The sequence below is a fragment of the Streptomyces sp. NPDC015125 genome (assembly GCF_043080045.1).
Taxonomy (GTDB): Bacteria; Actinomycetota; Actinomycetes; order Streptomycetales; family Streptomycetaceae; genus Streptomyces.
Genome location: NZ_JBIBVF010000003.1, coordinates 262091 through 278521, shown reverse-complemented (window position 1 = coordinate 278521; position 16431 = coordinate 262091). Strand labels below are relative to the sequence as shown.

At 70.7% G+C, this 16431-nt stretch carries 16 protein-coding genes and 1 pseudogene; 11 read left to right on the top strand and 6 right to left on the bottom strand.

Annotation, left to right across the window (positions count from 1 at the left end):
• Positions 1-131: 131 nt before the first annotated feature.
• Together ACF088_RS11150 and ACF088_RS11145 are read right to left on the bottom strand one after the other, a co-directional pair.
• Positions 132-665: a GNAT family N-acetyltransferase gene (locus ACF088_RS11150; protein ID WP_392375373.1), complete on the bottom strand. Its 534-nt coding sequence runs from the start codon at positions 663-665 to the stop codon at positions 132-134.
• Entirely contained in the window at positions 662-1657 is a 996-nt protein-coding gene (locus ACF088_RS11145; RefSeq protein ID WP_392375372.1) for a hypothetical protein, read from the bottom strand. Before ACF088_RS11145 ends, ACF088_RS11150 begins: the two co-directional genes overlap by 4 nt.
• A gap of 745 nt (positions 1658-2402) precedes the next feature.
• Between ACF088_RS11145 and ACF088_RS11140 the strand changes: the two genes are divergently transcribed.
• From ACF088_RS11140 to ACF088_RS11115, 6 genes and pseudogenes are all read left to right on the top strand, one after another.
• Entirely contained in the window at positions 2403-2597 is a 195-nt protein-coding gene (locus ACF088_RS11140; RefSeq protein ID WP_392375370.1) for a hypothetical protein, read from the top strand.
• Positions 2594-2788 carry a hypothetical protein gene (locus ACF088_RS11135; protein WP_392375368.1) on the top strand — a complete coding sequence of 65 codons (195 nt, stop codon included), beginning with the start codon at positions 2594-2596 and terminating at the stop codon, positions 2786-2788. The genes ACF088_RS11140 and ACF088_RS11135 overlap by 4 nt, the downstream gene beginning before the upstream one ends.
• Positions 2789-2929: 141 nt before the next feature.
• Complete coding sequence (locus tag ACF088_RS11130; RefSeq protein ID WP_392375366.1) at positions 2930-3343, top strand: hypothetical protein; 414 nt, start codon at positions 2930-2932, stop codon at positions 3341-3343.
• Complete coding sequence (locus ACF088_RS11125; RefSeq protein ID WP_392375364.1) at positions 3340-4032, top strand: hypothetical protein; 693 nt, start codon at positions 3340-3342, stop codon at positions 4030-4032. Before ACF088_RS11130 ends, ACF088_RS11125 begins: the two co-directional genes overlap by 4 nt.
• Entirely contained in the window at positions 3957-4811 is an 855-nt protein-coding gene (locus ACF088_RS11120; protein ID WP_392375362.1) for a hypothetical protein, read from the top strand. The genes ACF088_RS11125 and ACF088_RS11120 overlap by 76 nt, the downstream gene beginning before the upstream one ends.
• Positions 4808-5206, top strand: a pseudogene (locus ACF088_RS11115) (GNAT family N-acetyltransferase); the annotation flags it as partial. The gene ACF088_RS11120 and the pseudogene ACF088_RS11115, both read left to right, overlap by 4 nt.
• 86 nt (positions 5207-5292) lie before the next feature.
• Here ACF088_RS11115 and ACF088_RS11110 read toward each other — a convergent pair.
• The 3 genes from ACF088_RS11110 to ACF088_RS11100 form a co-directional block, all read right to left on the bottom strand.
• Positions 5293-6207 carry an acyl-CoA thioesterase gene (locus ACF088_RS11110; RefSeq protein ID WP_392375361.1) on the bottom strand — a complete coding sequence of 305 codons (915 nt, stop codon included), beginning with the start codon at positions 6205-6207 and terminating at the stop codon, positions 5293-5295.
• 20 nt (positions 6208-6227) lie between these two features.
• Complete coding sequence (locus tag ACF088_RS11105) at positions 6228-7385, bottom strand: acyl-CoA dehydrogenase family protein (RefSeq protein ID WP_392375359.1); 1158 nt, start codon at positions 7383-7385, stop codon at positions 6228-6230.
• A gap of 184 nt (positions 7386-7569) precedes the next feature.
• Entirely contained in the window at positions 7570-8226 is a 657-nt protein-coding gene (locus ACF088_RS11100) for a TetR/AcrR family transcriptional regulator (RefSeq protein ID WP_392375357.1), read from the bottom strand.
• A 134-nt stretch (positions 8227-8360) separates the two neighbouring features.
• Between ACF088_RS11100 and ACF088_RS11095 the strand changes: the two genes are divergently transcribed.
• From ACF088_RS11095 to ACF088_RS11080, 4 genes are read left to right on the top strand one after another with little or no spacing between them, the layout of a single operon-like run.
• Entirely contained in the window at positions 8361-9992 is a 1632-nt protein-coding gene (locus tag ACF088_RS11095) for a carboxyl transferase domain-containing protein (protein ID WP_392375355.1), read from the top strand.
• A gap of 17 nt (positions 9993-10009) precedes the next feature.
• Positions 10010-12061, top strand: coding sequence for an acetyl-CoA carboxylase biotin carboxylase subunit (locus ACF088_RS11090; RefSeq protein WP_392375354.1), 2052 nt, complete (start codon positions 10010-10012; stop codon positions 12059-12061).
• Entirely contained in the window at positions 12058-12999 is a 942-nt protein-coding gene (locus tag ACF088_RS11085; protein ID WP_392375352.1) for a hydroxymethylglutaryl-CoA lyase, read from the top strand. Before ACF088_RS11090 ends, ACF088_RS11085 begins: the two co-directional genes overlap by 4 nt.
• Before the next feature lie 5 nt (positions 13000-13004).
• Positions 13005-14165: an acyl-CoA dehydrogenase family protein gene (locus tag ACF088_RS11080; RefSeq protein WP_392375350.1), complete on the top strand. Its 1161-nt coding sequence runs from the start codon at positions 13005-13007 to the stop codon at positions 14163-14165.
• Positions 14166-14283: 118 nt separating this feature from the next.
• Here the strand turns inward: ACF088_RS11080 and ACF088_RS11075 are convergent, their stop codons facing one another.
• On the bottom strand, positions 14284-15888 hold the full coding sequence (locus tag ACF088_RS11075) for a beta-N-acetylhexosaminidase (protein ID WP_392375348.1): 1605 nt from the start codon (positions 15886-15888) through the stop codon (positions 14284-14286).
• 189 nt (positions 15889-16077) lie between these two features.
• Here ACF088_RS11075 and ACF088_RS11070 point away from each other — a divergent pair, with 189 nt between their 5' ends.
• On the top strand, positions 16078-16368 hold the full coding sequence (locus ACF088_RS11070) for a hypothetical protein (protein WP_392375346.1): 291 nt from the start codon (positions 16078-16080) through the stop codon (positions 16366-16368).
• The last annotated feature ends 63 nt before the right edge of the window (positions 16369-16431 follow it).

Below are 16431 nucleotides of genomic sequence, written 5' to 3'. Positions count from 1 at the left end.
GGGGCCGGTCTCATTCCTCATACGGCCCAGGAGCCGACCGGGTCATCCAGCCACACCCGCTGCCCCTCCGCAGTGACGGTGAGACCGAGCCGGGTGTGGCCCGGCTCGCCGCAGCCTCGATGGCGCAGGGCTCAGCCAACGGACCTGACCATCGCTGTCAGGACCGGCGAGGCGGCCGAGGGCCGGCTCTGGCCGAGGTCTTCGTATCCCCAGGACTCATAGAGGCGGTGCACCTTTCCGTCTCCGGCGAGCGGGTTGACCATGAGCGTGACGTACGGCTCGCTGCGGTCGGCGAGGAGGGTGTCATGGATGCGCCGGGCGATTCCGGTGCCGCGCCAGGGGATGCGAACGCCGATTTCTTTGAGGGCTACGGCGTGCCGGTCGGTGTATTCATGTGACGGAGCGGGTGTGATGCGCTTCCACCAACGGTCTTCGGAATCAACAGTGTTGGCGTATGCATAGCCGATGGGCTCGTCCTGCTCGTAGGCAAGGACCGCTACCCAACCTGGTTCCTTGAAATGACGCTCGAGTCGCTCGGCGAAGGTACTGACCGCATAGTTCGGAAGGTACAAGAGGTCTGCGCGGACATCGGTGTACACGTCCAGGAGGTGTCGCCGGGCCGGTTCGAGCGAGTGGAACGTGCGCAGATCGATGCTGGGCGTCATACCGATTCCTTCCAGGTGGTGTGTACGTACTCATTCCACATGCGGGTGGTCGGACTGTTCGGCGCCATGTCGTGAATCCTGATGTGGAAGTTGCGGAGCATCCGGGCGACCCGCGGGTGATGTGCAGCAGCATCGGCGGGGACCGACATGGCGGTGGCGACAGCAGGCCCCACATCCCCCTGGCAGAGTTGAGCGCACGCCAGCCGAGTGGTGGCGATGGCCTTCGACCGTTGCATGTGGGGACGGAGGGCCGCCAAGCATCGGTGCGCGTGCGCTTCCGCCGTCTCGTAGTCGCCGAGTGCGAGGTATCCGGTGAGTGCGAGGGAATCCAACTCCGCCTGGTCGTAGAACGAGGTCATCCACACGGGGCGGTTGACGCCCGGATCTGCGCGGTCCATCGCTTCCTGGGCCTGGCCGAAGCTGCGCCGGGCAGCTGTGACATTTCCGGCAACGCCGTGAATGGCGGCCTGTCTGGCAAGACCGAGGGATGCGAAGAGTGGATCGCGCCGTGTGATGGAGAGGCCTCGGGCAACGTCATTCGCGGCCATTGCCTCAGCGGGGCGCCCCATGTGCCGGTACAGCGTCCCGGCATGTGACCAAATACGGAATTTGATGGCCGGGTCAGCTGCTAATTCGGCGAGTGCTTGAGCTTCCCGCATATGGACCATCGCGTCTTCGTAACGCCGTCCGTCGATTGAAGCCCACATCGCCGAGGACCGGAATGCCGCCGCGCATGCGTACACGTAGGCACGCACCCGCTGGCTGGCACTCCCGGAATTCTGCAGGGCCAGCGCTTCGTCGGCGAGCACTGCGGCTTTCTGCTCGATGCCAAGCCGGCCGCCGTGCCGGTGATCGCTCGCGATGATCTCGGCGAACCGTTGTTGGAGTCGGTCGACGTCACTCTTCCCGACCCGACGGCCGGAGGCGGAAGCAGGTGTGGCCGCGGCAGCGGCCAAGGCCGTCCCGGCGGTGAGGAAACGACGGCGTTCCACAGGGTCCTCCGGCGGTGGTGCGGGGGCGGACGACGGGGCACGGCCCCGCGGCACGAACCCTAAGGCGGTGGCGGGCAGCCCGGTGACGTTCTCCAGGGCGACCCGCGTCGCCGACTTCGGCCACCGCACCCGGCCCGCTTTCCAGTCCCGGACCGATGAGCCGTCCAGCCCTCCGACTCTCCCGGTGAGGTCACCGACTGCCGAATTCACGGCTTCGGCAAGCGAATTGGAGCTATATCCGTGCTCCTTCATCCATGCTTCGAGCGTCGCGTTCCGCAAGGTGGCCATGTACGGAAGGTAGCGCCGCGCTCACCGCGTCGTCAGCTAAAGGGGCCGCCAAATCGCCCTAGGGACGGTGGATAAGAGGTCACCTGATCTCCCTAATCACCTTGCCCTGGCAACGCGTTAGCTGGTCATGAGCCGACTGCGAAGCTCCGATGCCCGGGTGGCCGCGACACGCACCCCTCGGGTTTCCGGGACAACGCGGCGACCTCTGCGGGCCCTCGCACTCCGGTTGTGCACCGCCCGCCTCCGCAGCGAACTGGAGGACCACCAAGATGCCGACTGCATCAACCACTCGCCATCCACCCGCCGATGCCGCTCCGCGCTCCCGATCGGCCTGCTCCGTACAGGCCGGCACCAAGCGCCTGCCGCCCGAAGCTCATGCGTTCCGCCGCCGACACGGCGACCCCGTCGGCTGGGACTCCCGTGAATGGGCCGCCTGCCTCCGTCTCGGAGGCGCGTCATGACCACAGGGTGGGACGCCGTTCCCGCCCTGAAGACATGGACGGTCCACGAGATCACGGGCCAGGCCTGCCCGTGCTGCCACTCCGTCTACAGCCTGGCACGGGAGAAGGTCGCAGGTCCGGACGGTCGGCACACCTGCCGGCCCTGCACCGTCCTGCTCGGTGTCTCCACGGGAGCGGAGGCCGCGCGGTGAGTTCCAGCAAGCTGCCGGAGGTGGGCGATGAGGTCGAGTACGCCCCCGGGCGACTGGCTGTCGTGACCGACGTCCGCAAGGGCACCCCCTACTTGCGGAGCCCGGGCATCACGGAATGGCCGGTGCAGGACCCCACGGCTTTGACGGTGAAGCGGACTCGGGCCGAGCGGATCGCGGCCGACGACTTCTGACGAGGCCACGGGTCCTGGGTTCCCGCCCCGACCACTGCCCCCAGACCTCCCTGCCGAGGCGCGCGCCCCGCTCCATGGGATCGCAAAAGCCGACACAGGGGCCGTCACACCACATCACTTACCCATCGAGAGGAACACGGCATGAGTCCCGCACAAACCCTGGAGCGAGTAGAGCTGGGAAAGTTCTTTGAGGTCAGCGCCCGGGAATTCGAGGCAGGCAACACCGCTCCGGAGATGTTCTCCACCGCCGTCGATGCCGAATGGCACCGGGCACTGGGCTCCCCCGAGTACGCCGAGTTCAGCAGCAGGCACGCCGGGCAGGTCTTCGGCCACGTAACCGACCACGGGACGGGACGGGTGTCCTGGATCCGCACGTACGAGGAAATGTTCGGCCCGCTTCCTGACATCTGGTTCACGGGCACGGACGGCACGGTCGACCAGCAGGCCGCGGACCGCTACCGGTCGACCGGCGAGGTATGGGCCGAGTGGAACTGCTCGCCCACACCGGGAGACCCCGAAACAACGTCCAGGCGGCGAAAGGTCGCCACCCCGTGACCACCCCGAACACTGGCGGAGCGTCCCGGCCCAGCGCCGGGGCGCTCCGCCTCGTCGAGGGCCGAACCGGCGAACCCCGGACGGCGGACATCAGCGACTACGTCCGTGCGGTGGCCTCCCACTGTCCGTTCCTCATGCCGTCGGTGGCACGGGGACTGACGGGCTGGACGGTGTACGAGATCGCCGAGAGCGCCCAGGCGACCGAAGTTGAGGCCGAGATCTTCCACGCGGGAGTACAGGCCGCGGAGTGGATACGCCCGTTGACGGCTCGGCGGCACGGCGCGCTCACTTGCGAGAACATCGTGCTCCTGGGAGGCCGGGCCACCACCCATCGCGAACTGATGGCGTGGCCGCACTGGGCACTGAAGCACCTCTACGGACCGGTGGGGCTGATGTTCGGCAAGTTCTGGACTGGCGAAGAGGGCACCGACCGCCGAGGCGATCCCCTCCCCGCGCCGCCCTTCTCGTTCCTCGCCGTGCGCTGTGCCGTCCGGCCTGTCGACCCCCGGTTCCTTGCCGGCACCCCTGACCTCGCCCTGTCGCTCTCCACAGCTGTGGACGACGGACGCGAGGTGTTTCAAGGGCTCCCGTACGAGTGGAAGGCAGTGAAGAAATGGGCGAGTTCCCGCCCTTCCCCGCAGCGGCCCGCACCACCACCGAAGCGGTCTGCGGCCCGCCGATCGAGCTGAAGGAGATCTCCTGCCGGCGTGGCGCAGCGGTGTGGAAGGCGACCGGCCCGGATGGGGCGGTCGCGGTCAAGGCCGGTGACGGCGAAGGGGCGGCCGTCACTCAGCGGGAGGCAGCGGTCCTCGAGGCGATCGGCTGGCCCGACTACCTGTTGGCCTCCGGTGAGGACGAGGGCGTTGCGTGGTTGGTGACCCAATGGTTCACGGGGCCGTCGACCTGGCAGGCTTTCGCTCCCGTGCGCTCCGGCCCGGCCGGAAAGGACGGCGCCCTGTCGGCCTCCGTCGACCTCTGTCGGGCCGTGGCTGAACTCCACTCCTCCGGCTGGATCCACTCCGACCTCCAGCCCGCCCATGGCATCCACACCGACCACGGCGTACGGCTGCTCGACTGCTCCTGGTCCTGGCGCCACGGCCTGGAGCCGACCAGTGATTTCCGCGGCGGCATCACCCACCTCGTAGCCCCGGAACTGGCCGCGTCCATCGACGTCGGCATCCTGCCGGTCACCCCGAGTGCCGCCGCCGACGTGTACGCCCTCGCCGGAGCCCTGTGGACGTGCGTCACCGGCCGCTGGCCACTGGACTACGCCGCGGCTGGGATCGACCCCGTCCAGCTCACTCCGGCAGACGTCCGAGCCCACATCGCGGGCCGTCGCATCCCTCTCGACGCGGCAGCCCCTTGGCCCGCGTTCCACGACATCCTGCGGCCGGTGCTCCTCGGCAGGGCGAGTGACCGGCCGACGGCCGCCGAACTCGCCGGAAACCTGGGGAGGTTGGCCCAGTGATCGAGCTCCGGGAACTCACCATGGAGGACGCTCCCGCTCTCCAACGCATCTACAGCGGTGCGTCCTTGACGTACATCGAGCGCCGGGCACTCAGCATCGAGGAGGCCGTCGACCTGGTGACGGCCACACTTGCCTGCACTCACGCCCAGCCCCGCACCCGATGGGCATGCGGCATCGCGGCGGACGGCGACCTGCTCGGGATGGTCCGGCTGCGATGCCGCACCGAGCGGCACGCCACCCTCAGTTACCTCCTGCGCGAGGACTCCTGGGGCCGCGGCTACGCCACGCAAGCCGTCGCCGGCATGCTGCGCCACGCCTTCAGCGCTACCGGGATCACGAGCGTCAGTGCTCGCCATCACCCCGACAACACCGCCTCGGGCCGGGTCTTGCAGAAGAACGAGTTCCGCTGCCGGGGCCTCCGTGACGGGTGGCCGCAGTACGACCTCCACAAGCGCCACAGCAGCGCCCGTGAACGCCCCACTTACCCCCGCGGCACCCGGATGACCCCCTCCTGGATCACCGACACCGCCAGCTGCCCGTCGGCCGTGAAGATCCGGCCCTTGCCCAGGCCCCGGCCGGCCTGGGCGGTGGGGGACTCCTGGTCGTAGAGCAGCCAGTCGTCGGCGCGCAGCGGGCGGTGGAACCACATCGCGTGGTCCAGGCTGGCGCCGACCACGTCGCCGACCGCCCAGCCGCCGCGGCCGTGCGCGAGCAGGATCGAGTCCAGCAGGGTCATGTCGGAGACGTAGGTGACCAGGCAGATGTCCAGCAGGGGGCGGGTGACGGTGTCGCCGCAGTCGGCGCCGTCGGCGAGGGCCTTGTCCAGGTCGCCGTTGGTGCGGAACCAGACCTGCGAGCGGGGCTCGCGCACCTCGCCGACGGTGGCGTAGGGCGGCGCGTCGACGTAGCGCAGGTCGATCGCGGCCCGGGCCTCCAGCAGGCGGTCGGCGACGGCCGGGGTGAGGAACCGTCCGGCGTGCTGCGGCAGGATCTCGGCCGGGCTGGGCAGCTCCAGCGGGTCCGGCGCCGGCGGCATCGGTTCCTGGTGCTCCAGCCCCTCTTCGGCTACCTGGAAGGAGGCCGAGAGGTGGAAGATCGGCTGGCCGTGCTGGACGGCGACGATCCGCCGGGTGGTGAAGGAGCGGCCGTCGCGGATCCGGTCGACGGTGTAGACGATGGGGGCGCCGGGGTCCCCGGGGCGCAGGAAGTACGCGTGCAGGGAGTGCGGCGGCCGGTCCTCGGGGACCGTGCGGCCGGCCGCGACCAGGGCCTGGGCGGCGACCTGGCCGCCGAAGACCCGGGGCACGACCGAGGCGCGGCTCTCGCCGCGGAAGATGTCCTGCTCGATCCGCTCCAGAGCGAGCAGATCGAGCAGGGACCTCAGTGCGTCGTTCACGTGCACGGTGCCCTTACGGCCTAGAGGCCCATGGACTTGGCGATGATCGACTTCATGACCTCGCTGGTGCCGCCGTAGATCCGGTTGACGCGGTTGTCGGCGTAGAGGCGGGCGATCGGGTACTCGTTCATGTAGCCGTACCCGCCGTGCAGCTGGAGGCACTTGTCGATCACGCGGTGCGCGACCTCGGTGCAGAACAGCTTGGCGCTGGCGGCCTCGGCCGGGGACAGCTCGCCGGCGTCGAGGGCCTCCAGGGTGCGGTCGGCGACGGCCTGCGCGGCGTCCACCTCGGCCTGGCAGGCGGCCAGCTCGAACTTGGTGTTCTGGAAGGAGGCGACGGTCTTGCCGAAGATGGTGCGCTCCTGCACGTACTCCTTGGCGAACCGGACGGCCGCGGCGGCCTGCGCGTACGCACCGAAGGCGATGCCCCAGCGCTCCGAGGCGAGGTTCAGGCCCAGGTAGCCGAAGCCCTTGTTCTCCTCGCCCAGCAGGTCCTCGACCGGGACCTTGACGTCGACGAAGGCCAGCTCGGCGGTGTCGGAGACCTTCAGGCCGAGCTTGTCCAGCTTGCGGCCGACGGAGTAGCCCTCGCTCTTGGTGTCGACGGCGAAGAGCGAGATGCCGAAGCGGCGGTCGTCCTCCTTCGGCGGGGCGGTACGGGCGCAGACGATCACGCGGTCGGCGTGCACGCCGCCGGTGATGAAGGTCTTGGCGCCGTTGAGCACGTAGTGCGTGCCGTCCTCGGAGAGCTTCGCGGTGGTCTTCATGCCCGCGAGGTCGGAGCCGGTGCCCGGCTCGGTCATCGCGAGGGCCCACATCTCCTCGCCGGAGACGAACTTCGGCAGGAAGCGCTTCTTCTGCTCGTCGGTGGCGAGCATCTTGAGGTACGGCAGCCCGAGCAGGACGTGCACGCCGGAGCCGCCGAAGGAGACGCCCGCGCGCGAGGTCTCCTCGTACATCACGGCCTCGAACTTGTACGAGTCGATGCCCGCGCCGCCGTACTCCTCGTCGACGCGAATACCGAATATGCCCAGCTCGGCGAGCTTGTAGTAGAAGTCGCGCGGCGTCTGGCCCGCGGCGAACCACTCGTCGTACACCGGCACGACCTCGGCCTCGATGAAGGCCCGCAGGGTCTCCCGGAACGCCTCGTGATCCTCGTTGAACACCGTACGGCGCATGCCATGGCCTCCTTAGACCGCCGCGTCTGGCTAAGCGCTTGCTCAGCTTCTCTGAAGCGAAAGCTACCGGCCAGTCACTAAAGCTGTCCAGGGGTGAACGAAACCCGGTGGGCGACGCCACATCCCCGCCCCGTACGCGCCACACCCCCCGCCTGCGCACGCGCCACACCCCGCCCCGTGCGCGCTACGCCCCCGGCACACCCACCGCGATCGACTCCCCCGCCACCGGCTCCCCGCCCGCCGGCTCCCCGGCCACCGCGCCGAACGCCCCCAGCGCCAGCCGGTGCAGCAGTTCCGCCATCTCCGTACGGCCCGGGAGGGCACCCGGACGACCGAGGTGCGGGGTGGAGTTGAGCAGGCCGAAGACGGCGTGCACCCCGGCGCGGGCCTGGGATTCGGAGGGGACCGGGTGGACCCGGCGGACGACCTCCACCCACAGCTCCACATACTCCCGCTGGAGCCGGCGGACCCGCTTGCGGTCGGCCTCCCGCAGCCGGTCCAGCTCACGGTCGTGCAGGGTGATCAGCGGCCGGTCGTCCAGCGCGAAGTCGATATGGCCCTCGATCAGCGCGTCCAGCACCGCCTCCGGACTCTCGCCGCCCTCGGCCACCCGCATCCGGCCGCCCTCCAGCAACCGCTCGCTGATCCCGACCAGCAGCTCGGCGAGCATCGCTTCCTTGCCGGCGAAATGCCGGTAGAGGCCGGGTCCCGAGATGCCCACGGCCGCCCCTATCTCGTCCACGCCGACGCCGTGGAAGCCGCGCTCCGCGAAGAGCCGGGCCGCCTCCTTGAGGATCTGCTCGCGGCGGCTGGTCGGGGCGGAGGACTGCGCATTACTCATGCCGTCGATTGTAGACAGCCGGGTTAGTGCTCGTTAACCTGACAGCAGACGTGGTTAACGCCCATTAACCCGGATGGCCCGGCAGCCGCGGTCGCGGCTCCGGGACAGTCGACCGAGCAAGGGGGCTCGTACTGATGGAGCAGGCACCGGTGCTGGGGAGTACCGCCGACCCGGCGTCCGACTCCTGGCGGGCCAACGAGGCCGCGCACCGCGAGCTGGCCGCAGAGCTGCGCGAGAAGCTCGCGTCGGCCCGGCTGGGCGGCGGCGCGAAGGCCAGGGCACGGCACACCGCCCGCGGCAAACTGCTGCCCCGCGACCGGGTGGACGCCGTGCTGGACCCCGGCTCGCCGTTCCTGGAGCTGGCGCCGCTGGCCGCGGAGGGGATGTACGGCGGGGCCGCGCCGGCCGCCGGCGTGATCGCCGGCATCGGCCGGGTCTCCGGCCGCGAGACGGTGATCGTCGCCAATGACGCCACGGTCAAGGGCGGCACGTACTACCCGATGACGGTCAAGAAGCACCTGCGGGCGCAGGAGATCGCCCTGGAGAACCGCCTGCCCTGTCTCTACCTCGTGGACTCCGGCGGCGCCTTCCTGCCGATGCAGGACGAGGTCTTCCCCGACCGGGAGCACTTCGGGCGGATCTTCTACAACCAGGCCCGGATGTCGGGTGCGGGGATTCCGCAGATCGCCGCCGTCCTCGGGTCCTGCACGGCGGGCGGCGCCTACGTCCCCGCGATGAGCGACGAGGCCGTGATCGTCCGCAACCAGGGCACGATCTTCCTGGGCGGTCCGCCGCTGGTGAAGGCCGCCACCGGCGAGGTGGTCACCGCCGAGGAGCTGGGCGGCGGCGAGGTGCACTCCAGGACCTCCGGGGTCACCGACCACCTCGCCGAGGACGACGCCCATGCGCTGCGCCTGGTGCGCGGCATCGTCGGCACCCTCGGCGAGCGCGAACCGCTCCCGTGGACCGTGCGGCCCGTCGAGGAGCCCAAGGCCGACCCGGCCGGGCTGTACGGCGTGGTGCCCGCGGACTCCCGTACGCCCTACGACGTCCGGGAGGTGATCGCCCGGCTCGTGGACGGCTCGCGCTTCGCGGAGTTCAAGGCGGAGTACGGCACGACCCTGGTCACCGGCTTCGCCCATCTCCACGGCCACCCGGTCGGCATCGTCGCCAACAACGGCATCCTGTTCTCCGAATCCGCCCAGAAGGGCGCCCACTTCATCGAGCTGTGCGACCAGCGCGGTATCCCGCTGCTGTTCCTCCAGAACATCTCCGGCTTCATGGTCGGCCGCTCGTACGAGGCCGGCGGCATCGCCAAGCACGGCGCGAAGATGGTGACGGCGGTGGCCTGCACCCGCGTGCCCAAGCTGACGGTCGTCATCGGCGGCTCCTACGGGGCGGGCAACTACTCCATGTGCGGCCGGGCCTACTCCCCCCGCTTCCTGTGGATGTGGCCGAACGCCAAGATCTCGGTGATGGGCGGCGAACAGGCCGCCTCCGTCCTCGCGACCGTCAAGCGCGACCAGTTGGAGGCGCACGGCGAGGAGTGGAGCGCCGAGGAGGAGGCCGCCTTCAAGGCGCCGGTCCGCGAGCAGTACGAGACCCAGGGCAACGCCTACTACGCGACCGCGCGGCTGTGGGACGACGGCGTGATCGACCCGCTGGAGACCCGGCAGGTGCTGGGCCTGGCGCTGACCGCCTGCGCCAATGCGCCACTGCCCCAGAAGGACAGCACCGCGCCCGGCTACGGCGTCTTCCGGATGTGAGAGGGATGTCCCCAGCAATGGCCACCAATTTCGACACCGTGCTGATCGCCAACCGCGGCGAGATCGCGGTCCGTGTCATCCGTACGCTGCGCGCCCTCGGCATCCGCTCGGTCGCCGTCTTCAGCGATGCGGACGCCGACGCCCGCCATGTCCGCGAGGCCGACACCGCCGTACGGATCGGCCCGGCCCCGGCCGCCGAGAGCTATCTGTCGGTGGAGCGGCTGCTGGACGCGGCCGCCCGGACCGGTGCGCAGGCCGTCCACCCCGGCTATGGCTTTCTCGCGGAGAACGCCGGCTTCGCCCGCGCCTGCGCGGACGCCGGGCTGGTCTTCATCGGCCCGTCCGCGGACGCCATCGAGCTGATGGGCGACAAGATCCGGGCCAAGGAGACGGTGCGGGAGGCCGGTGTCCCGGTCGTCCCCGGCTCCTCGGGCAGCGGGCTGGACGACGGCCAACTGGCCGCCGCGGCCCGGGAGATCGGCATGCCGGTGCTGCTCAAGCCGTCCGCGGGCGGCGGCGGCAAGGGCATGCGGCTGGTCCGCGAGGAGGCGCTGCTGGCCGACGAGATCGCCTCCGCGCGCCGGGAGGCCCGCTCCTCCTTCGGCGACGACACCCTGCTCGTCGAGCGCTGGATCGACCGGCCCCGGCACATCGAGATCCAGGTGCTGGCGGACGGCCACGGCAACGTCATCCACCTCGGCGAGCGCGAGTGCTCCCTGCAGCGCCGCCACCAGAAGGTCATCGAGGAGGCCCCCTCGGTCCTGCTGGACGAGGCGACCCGCGCCGCGATGGGCGAGGCGGCCGTCCAGGCGGCCCGCTCGTGCGGCTACCGCGGCGCCGGCACCGTCGAGTTCATCGTCCCGGGCAAGGACCCGGCCTCGTACTTCTTCATGGAGATGAACACCCGCCTCCAGGTCGAGCACCCGGTCACCGAGCTCGTCACCGGTATCGACCTGGTGGAGTGGCAGCTGCGGGTCGCGGCCGGCGAGCAGCTGCATCACACCCAGGAGGACATCACCCTCACCGGGCACGCCGTCGAGGCCCGGATCTGCGCCGAGGACCCGGCCCGGGACTTCCTGCCGACCGGCGGCACGGTGCTGGCGCTGCACGAGGTGCAGGGCGACGGGCTGCGTACGGACTCCGGTCTGTCCCAGGGGGTGGAGGTCGGCAGCCGCTACGACCCGATGCTGTCCAAGGTCATCGCCCACGGCCCGGACCGGGCGAGTGCGCTGCGCCGGCTGCGGGCCGCACTGGCCGGGACGGTCACCCTCGGGGTGACCACCAACGCCGGTTTCCTGCGGCGGCTGCTGGCCCATCCGGACGTGGTCTCCGGCGAGCTGGACACCGGGCTGGTGGAGCGCGAGGCGGCCGGGCTGGTCGACGGCGGGGTGCCGGACGAGGTGTATGCGGCGGCGGCCGCGGTGCGGCAGGCCGTTCTGGAGCCCGCGGTGGACGGGGGCGGCTGGCGCGACCCGTTCGCGGCGCCGAACGGCTTCCGCCTCGGCGGCGAGCCCGCCCCGGTCCGCCACTGGCTGCGCGTCCCGGGCCACGACCCGGTCGCCCACGACGTACGGCCGGGCGCGGAGGCGGCCGGGCAGGTCACACCGGACCGCGTACGGGTCACCGTCGACGGGGTGCTGCACACCTTCCACCGCAGCGGCGACTGGCTCGGCCGGGACGGCGACTCCTGGCAGGTGACCTCGTACGACCCGGTGGCCGCGGCGCTGCGCGGGGCCGCCGGGGCGCATGGCGCGGACACCCTGGCCGCCCCGATGCCGGGCACCGTCACCGTCGTGAAGGTGGCGGTCGGCGACGAGGTGGCCGCGGGCCAGGGCCTGCTGGTGGTCGAGGCGATGAAGATGGAGCACGTCATCTCCGCACCGCACGCCGGGACCGTCACCGAACTCGACGTCACCGCGGGCGCCACCGTCGCCATGGACCAGATCCTGGCCGTGATCGCCCCGCACGAGACCCCCGACGGGGCCGCGGACGGGGCCGCCGACGGGGCCGCCGACGGGGCCGCCGCTTCCGCGACGGCGCCCGCGGACGAGCAGGGGAGCGCCCGATGACCGCCGCCGGACTGCCGATGGAGATCGCCGCGGAGGGGCTGCCCACCCGCGTGCGCATCCATGAGGTCGGCGCGCGCGACGGCCTGCAGAACGAGCAGACCGTCGTGCCCACGGAGATCAAGGCCGAGTTCATCCGCCGGCTCGCCGACGCCGGACTGCCCACCGTCGAGGCCACCAGCTTCGTCCACCCCAAGTGGGTGCCCCAACTCGCCGATGCGGAGCAGCTGTTCCCGCAGCTGGACGGCATCGATCCGCACCGGCTGCCCGTGCTGGTGCCCAACGAACGCGGTCTGGACCGCGCGCTCGCCCTGGGCGCCCGCCGGATCGCGGTGTTCGGCAGCGCCACCGAATCCTTCGCCAAGGCCAACCTCAACCGCACGGTCGACGAGGCACTGGCGATGTTCGCGCCGGTCGTCGCGCGTGCCAAGGACGCCAAGGTGCAGGTCCGCGGCTATCTCTCGATGTGCTTCGGCGACCCCTGGGAAGGCCCGGTGCCCATCGCGCAGACCGTCCGGGTCTGCCGGGCGCTGCTCGACCTGGGCTGCGACGAGCTGAGCCTGGGCGACACCATCGGCGTGGCCACCCCCGGCCATGTACAGGCCCTGCTGGCCTCCCTCAACGAGGCCGGCGTGCCCACGCCCCGTATCGGTGTGCACTTCCACGACACCTACGGGCAGGCCCTCGCCAACACCTATGCCGCGCTGCAGCACGGCATCACCACCATCGACGCCTCGGCGGGCGGCCTCGGCGGCTGCCCCTACGCCAAGAGCGCCACCGGCAACCTCGCCACCGAAGACCTGGTGTGGATGCTGCACGGCCTCGGCATCGAGACCGGGGTCGACCTGGACCGACTGGCCGCCACCAGCGTGTGGATGGCGGACGTCCTGGGCCGGCCGAGCCCCTCCCGCACCCTTCGCGCCCTCTCCCACAAGGAGTGACCCTCATGTCCCTTGACCACCGTCTGCCCGCCGAGCTGGAAGAACTCCGGCGTACGGTCGAGGCCTTCGCGCACGACGTCGTCGCCCCGAAGATCGGCGAGTACTACGAGCAGCATGCGTTCCCGTACGAGATCGTGCAGGAGATGGGCCGGATGGGCCTGTTCGGTCTGCCGTTCCCCGAGGAGTACGGCGGGATGGGCGGCGACTACCTCGCGCTCGGCATCGCCCTGGAAGAGCTGGCCCGGGTCGACTCCTCGGTGGCCATCACCCTGGAGGCCGGCGTCTCGCTGGGCGCCATGCCCATTTACCACTTCGGCACGGAAGAGCAGAAGCGCGAGTGGCTGCCGAAGCTGTGCAGCGGGGAGGTGCTCGGCGCGTTCGGCCTCACCGAGCCGGACGGCGGCTCGGACGCCGGCGCGACGCGGACGACCGCGGTCCGCGAGGGCGGGGACTGGGTGATCAACGGCAGCAAGTGCTTCATCACCAACTCCGGTACGGACCTCACCGGCCTGGTCACGGTCACCGCCGTCACCGGCCGCAAGGACAATGGCGCCCCGCTGATCTCCTCGATCATCGTGCCCTCCGGCACCCCGGGCTTCACCGTCGGCGCCCCGTACTCCAAGGTCGGCTGGAGCGCGTCCGACACCCGTGAACTGTCCTTCTCCGATGTCCGGGTCCCGGCCGCCAACCTGGTGGGCGAGGAGGGCCGCGGCTACGCACAGTTCCTGCGCATCCTCGACGAGGGCCGGATCGCGATCGCGGCACTGGCCACCGGCCTGGCCCAGGGCTGTGTGGACGAGTCGGTGCGCTACGCCAAGGAGCGGCAGGCCTTCGGCCGCGCGATCGGCACCAACCAGGCCATCCAGTTCAAGCTCGCCGACATGGAGATGCGTGCCCACACCTCCCGGCTGGCCTGGCGCGATGCCGCGTCCCGGCTGGTGCACGGCGAGTCCTTCAAGAAGGAGGCCGCGCTCGCCAAGCTCTACTCCTCCGAGATCGCGGTGGACAACGCCCGTGAGGCCACCCAGATCCACGGCGGGTACGGCTTCATGAACGAGTACCCGGTCGCCCGGATGTGGCGGGATGCCAAGATCCTGGAGATCGGCGAGGGCACCAGCGAGGTCCAGCGGATGCTGATCGCCCGGGAGTTGGGCCTGAGCGCCTGATCCGGCGCCCTACGGCCGGTCCTACGGACAGCCCTACGGCCGGCCCTGCATGGCGGGGCCGGCCGTAGGGCGTGCGGGAGCGGTGCCGTTCCGCTCCCCCGCTCACCCGCTCACCCGCTCACTTCGCGGGCCACGGCACCTCCGGCGCACGGTAGTAACCGATGCCCAGCGCGTCCCAGCGCGGCCCCTGGGCGGCCAGCCGCACCTTGTAGTCGTCCCAGTCGTGCGTGGACGCCGGCGACCAGCCCAGCTCGGCGATGCCCGGCAGCCGGGGGAAGGCCATGTACTCGATGTGGGCGGTGGTGGAGAGCGTCTCCGACCACAGGGGCGCCTCGACGCCGAGGACGGACTGCGCGGGAGCGTCCTGGAGGTAGCTGCCGGGGTCCCAGTCGTAGGAGCGCCTGGTGTCGACATAGCCGGCCCAGGCCAGGCCCAGCGGCGTGTTCTTGTCGTACTTCATGTCGAGGTAGGCGCGGTCGGCGGGCGAGAGGATCAGCCGGGTGCCGTTCCTGGCGGCGTCGGCGACCTGCCGGCGCTCGGCCGCGCCCGTCTTGTCGTAGCCCCAGTACTGGGCGACGGCGCCCTTCGCCGGGTGCGCTCCGGTCAGCTGGTGCCAGCCGAGCACGGTCTTGCCGTACTTGGCGACCACCGGCTGCACCTTGTCCATGAAGGTCACGTAGTCCTCATGGCTGGTGGAGTGCGCCTCGTCACCGCCGATGTGGAGGTAGCGGCCGGGTGTCATGGCCGCGAGCTCGCGGATGACGTCGTCGATGAAGTCGTACGTCTCCTTCTTGGGGACGCACAGGGAGCTGAAGCCGACCTGGGTGCCGGTGTAGAGCGGTGGCGCCTGGCCGTTGCAGTTGAGCGGGGCGTAGGAGGCCAGCGCGGCGTTGGTGTGGCCCGGCATGTCGATCTCGGGGACGACGGTCAGATAGCGGGCCGCGGCATAGCGGATGATCTCGCGGTAGTCGTCCTTGGTGTAGTAGCCGCCGGCGCCGCCGCCGACCTGGGTGGAGCCGCCGTAGGTCGCCAGCCGCGGCCAGGACTTGATGGCGATCCGCCAGCCCTGGTCGTCGGAGAGGTGCAGATGCAGCTTGTTGATCTTGTACATGGCGAGCTGGTCGATATACCGCTTGACCTGCGCGACGGTGAAGAAGTGCCGGGAGACGTCGAGCATCGCGCCCCGGTAGGCGTAGCGCGGGGAGTCGGCGATGGTGCCCCCGGCGATCCGCCAGGTCCCGCGCCGGGCGCCTTCCCGCTCCACGTCGGCCGGCAGCAGCTGGCGCAGCGTCTGCACACCGTGGAAGAGCCCGGCCGGGCGGGCGGCGCTGATCGTGACACCACGGCCGCCGGAGGTGAGCCGGTAGCCCTCGGCCCCCAGCCCCTTGGTGCCGCTGCCGCCGAGCCGGAGGACGATGCCGTCCCGGCCGTCCTTGGTGGTCACCGGGAGGCCGAAGCCGGTGGCGGGCCGCAGCAGCCCCGCCAGATAGCCGGCCACCCTCCGGGCCTCGCCGGAGCCGCCGGGCACGCGGATCCGAGTGCGGTCACCGAGGGTGTACGCGTCCCCGGTGCTGTGCACGGACGCGGGCGCGGGGATCACCTGGTCCAGTGGGGTGGCGGCCGGGGCGGCGGCGTGCGCGGCGCCCGGTGGCGGTACGGCGGCGGTTCCCAGCCCCGCCGCCGCGACCAGCAGCAGCGAGAACAGCAGTCTGCGTCGTCTCATCGACGGTCCCTTCGGCGAACCTTGTGCATGACGTCGTGCATGGCATGGAGCGACCGAACGGTGACCATGCGTACCGCGAGCCTCGATTCCGGTCAAGGTGTAGACCACTTTCCGGCCGCCGATTCAGTGACGTGCCCGATATCGGGCAGATTTCTTGCGTATCCGCGCGGCGCCCCGCAATATCGACAGGTGCTCGAACGCCGTAACCGCAGCGCTGAGGCGCCGCACGAAGACCTGGTGGACCACCTGGTGCGCAGCACACCGCTGCAGCGCGGGGAGGCCGCCCGGGTGGTGCTCGATGTGCTGGCGTACTTCGACGAGACGACGGAGGAATTCGTCCGGCGGCGCCATCGGGAGCTGCAGTCCCAGGGACTGCGCAACGAGGAGATCTTCGAACGGATCCGCCACGAGGTGCCGCACCGCGCCGTGGCCCCGCCCGATCTCTCGACCCGCCAGCTGCGCCGCCTCGTCTACGGCTGACGGCCACGCCCGGGGCGCCGGGCGGCACGAACCATTGCCACAACGTTCTTCTCGGAGGGTCAC

Bases quoted from the DNA above. Each gene is read 5' to 3' on its own strand.
- ACF088_RS11150 (WP_392375373.1), bottom strand. From the start codon at position 665: ATGACGCCCAGCATCGATCTGCGCACGTTCCACTCGCTCGAACCGGCC.
- ACF088_RS11140 (WP_392375370.1), top strand. From the start codon at position 2,403: ATGACCACAGGGTGGGACGCCGTTCCCGCCCTGAAGACATGGACGGTC.
- ACF088_RS11130 (WP_392375366.1), top strand. From the start codon at position 2,930: ATGAGTCCCGCACAAACCCTGGAGCGAGTAGAGCTGGGAAAGTTCTTT.
- ACF088_RS11120 (WP_392375362.1), top strand. From the start codon at position 3,957: ATGGGCGAGTTCCCGCCCTTCCCCGCAGCGGCCCGCACCACCACCGAA.
- ACF088_RS11105 (WP_392375359.1), bottom strand. From the start codon at position 7,385: ATGCGCCGTACGGTGTTCAACGAGGATCACGAGGCGTTCCGGGAGACC.
- ACF088_RS11100 (WP_392375357.1), bottom strand. From the start codon at position 8,226: ATGAGTAATGCGCAGTCCTCCGCCCCGACCAGCCGCCGCGAGCAGATC.
- ACF088_RS11095 (WP_392375355.1), top strand. From the start codon at position 8,361: ATGGAGCAGGCACCGGTGCTGGGGAGTACCGCCGACCCGGCGTCCGAC.
- ACF088_RS11090 (WP_392375354.1), top strand. From the start codon at position 10,010: ATGGCCACCAATTTCGACACCGTGCTGATCGCCAACCGCGGCGAGATC.
- ACF088_RS11085 (WP_392375352.1), top strand. From the start codon at position 12,058: ATGACCGCCGCCGGACTGCCGATGGAGATCGCCGCGGAGGGGCTGCCC.
- ACF088_RS11080 (WP_392375350.1), top strand. From the start codon at position 13,005: ATGTCCCTTGACCACCGTCTGCCCGCCGAGCTGGAAGAACTCCGGCGT.
- ACF088_RS11075 (WP_392375348.1), bottom strand. From the start codon at position 15,888: ATGAGACGACGCAGACTGCTGTTCTCGCTGCTGCTGGTCGCGGCGGCG.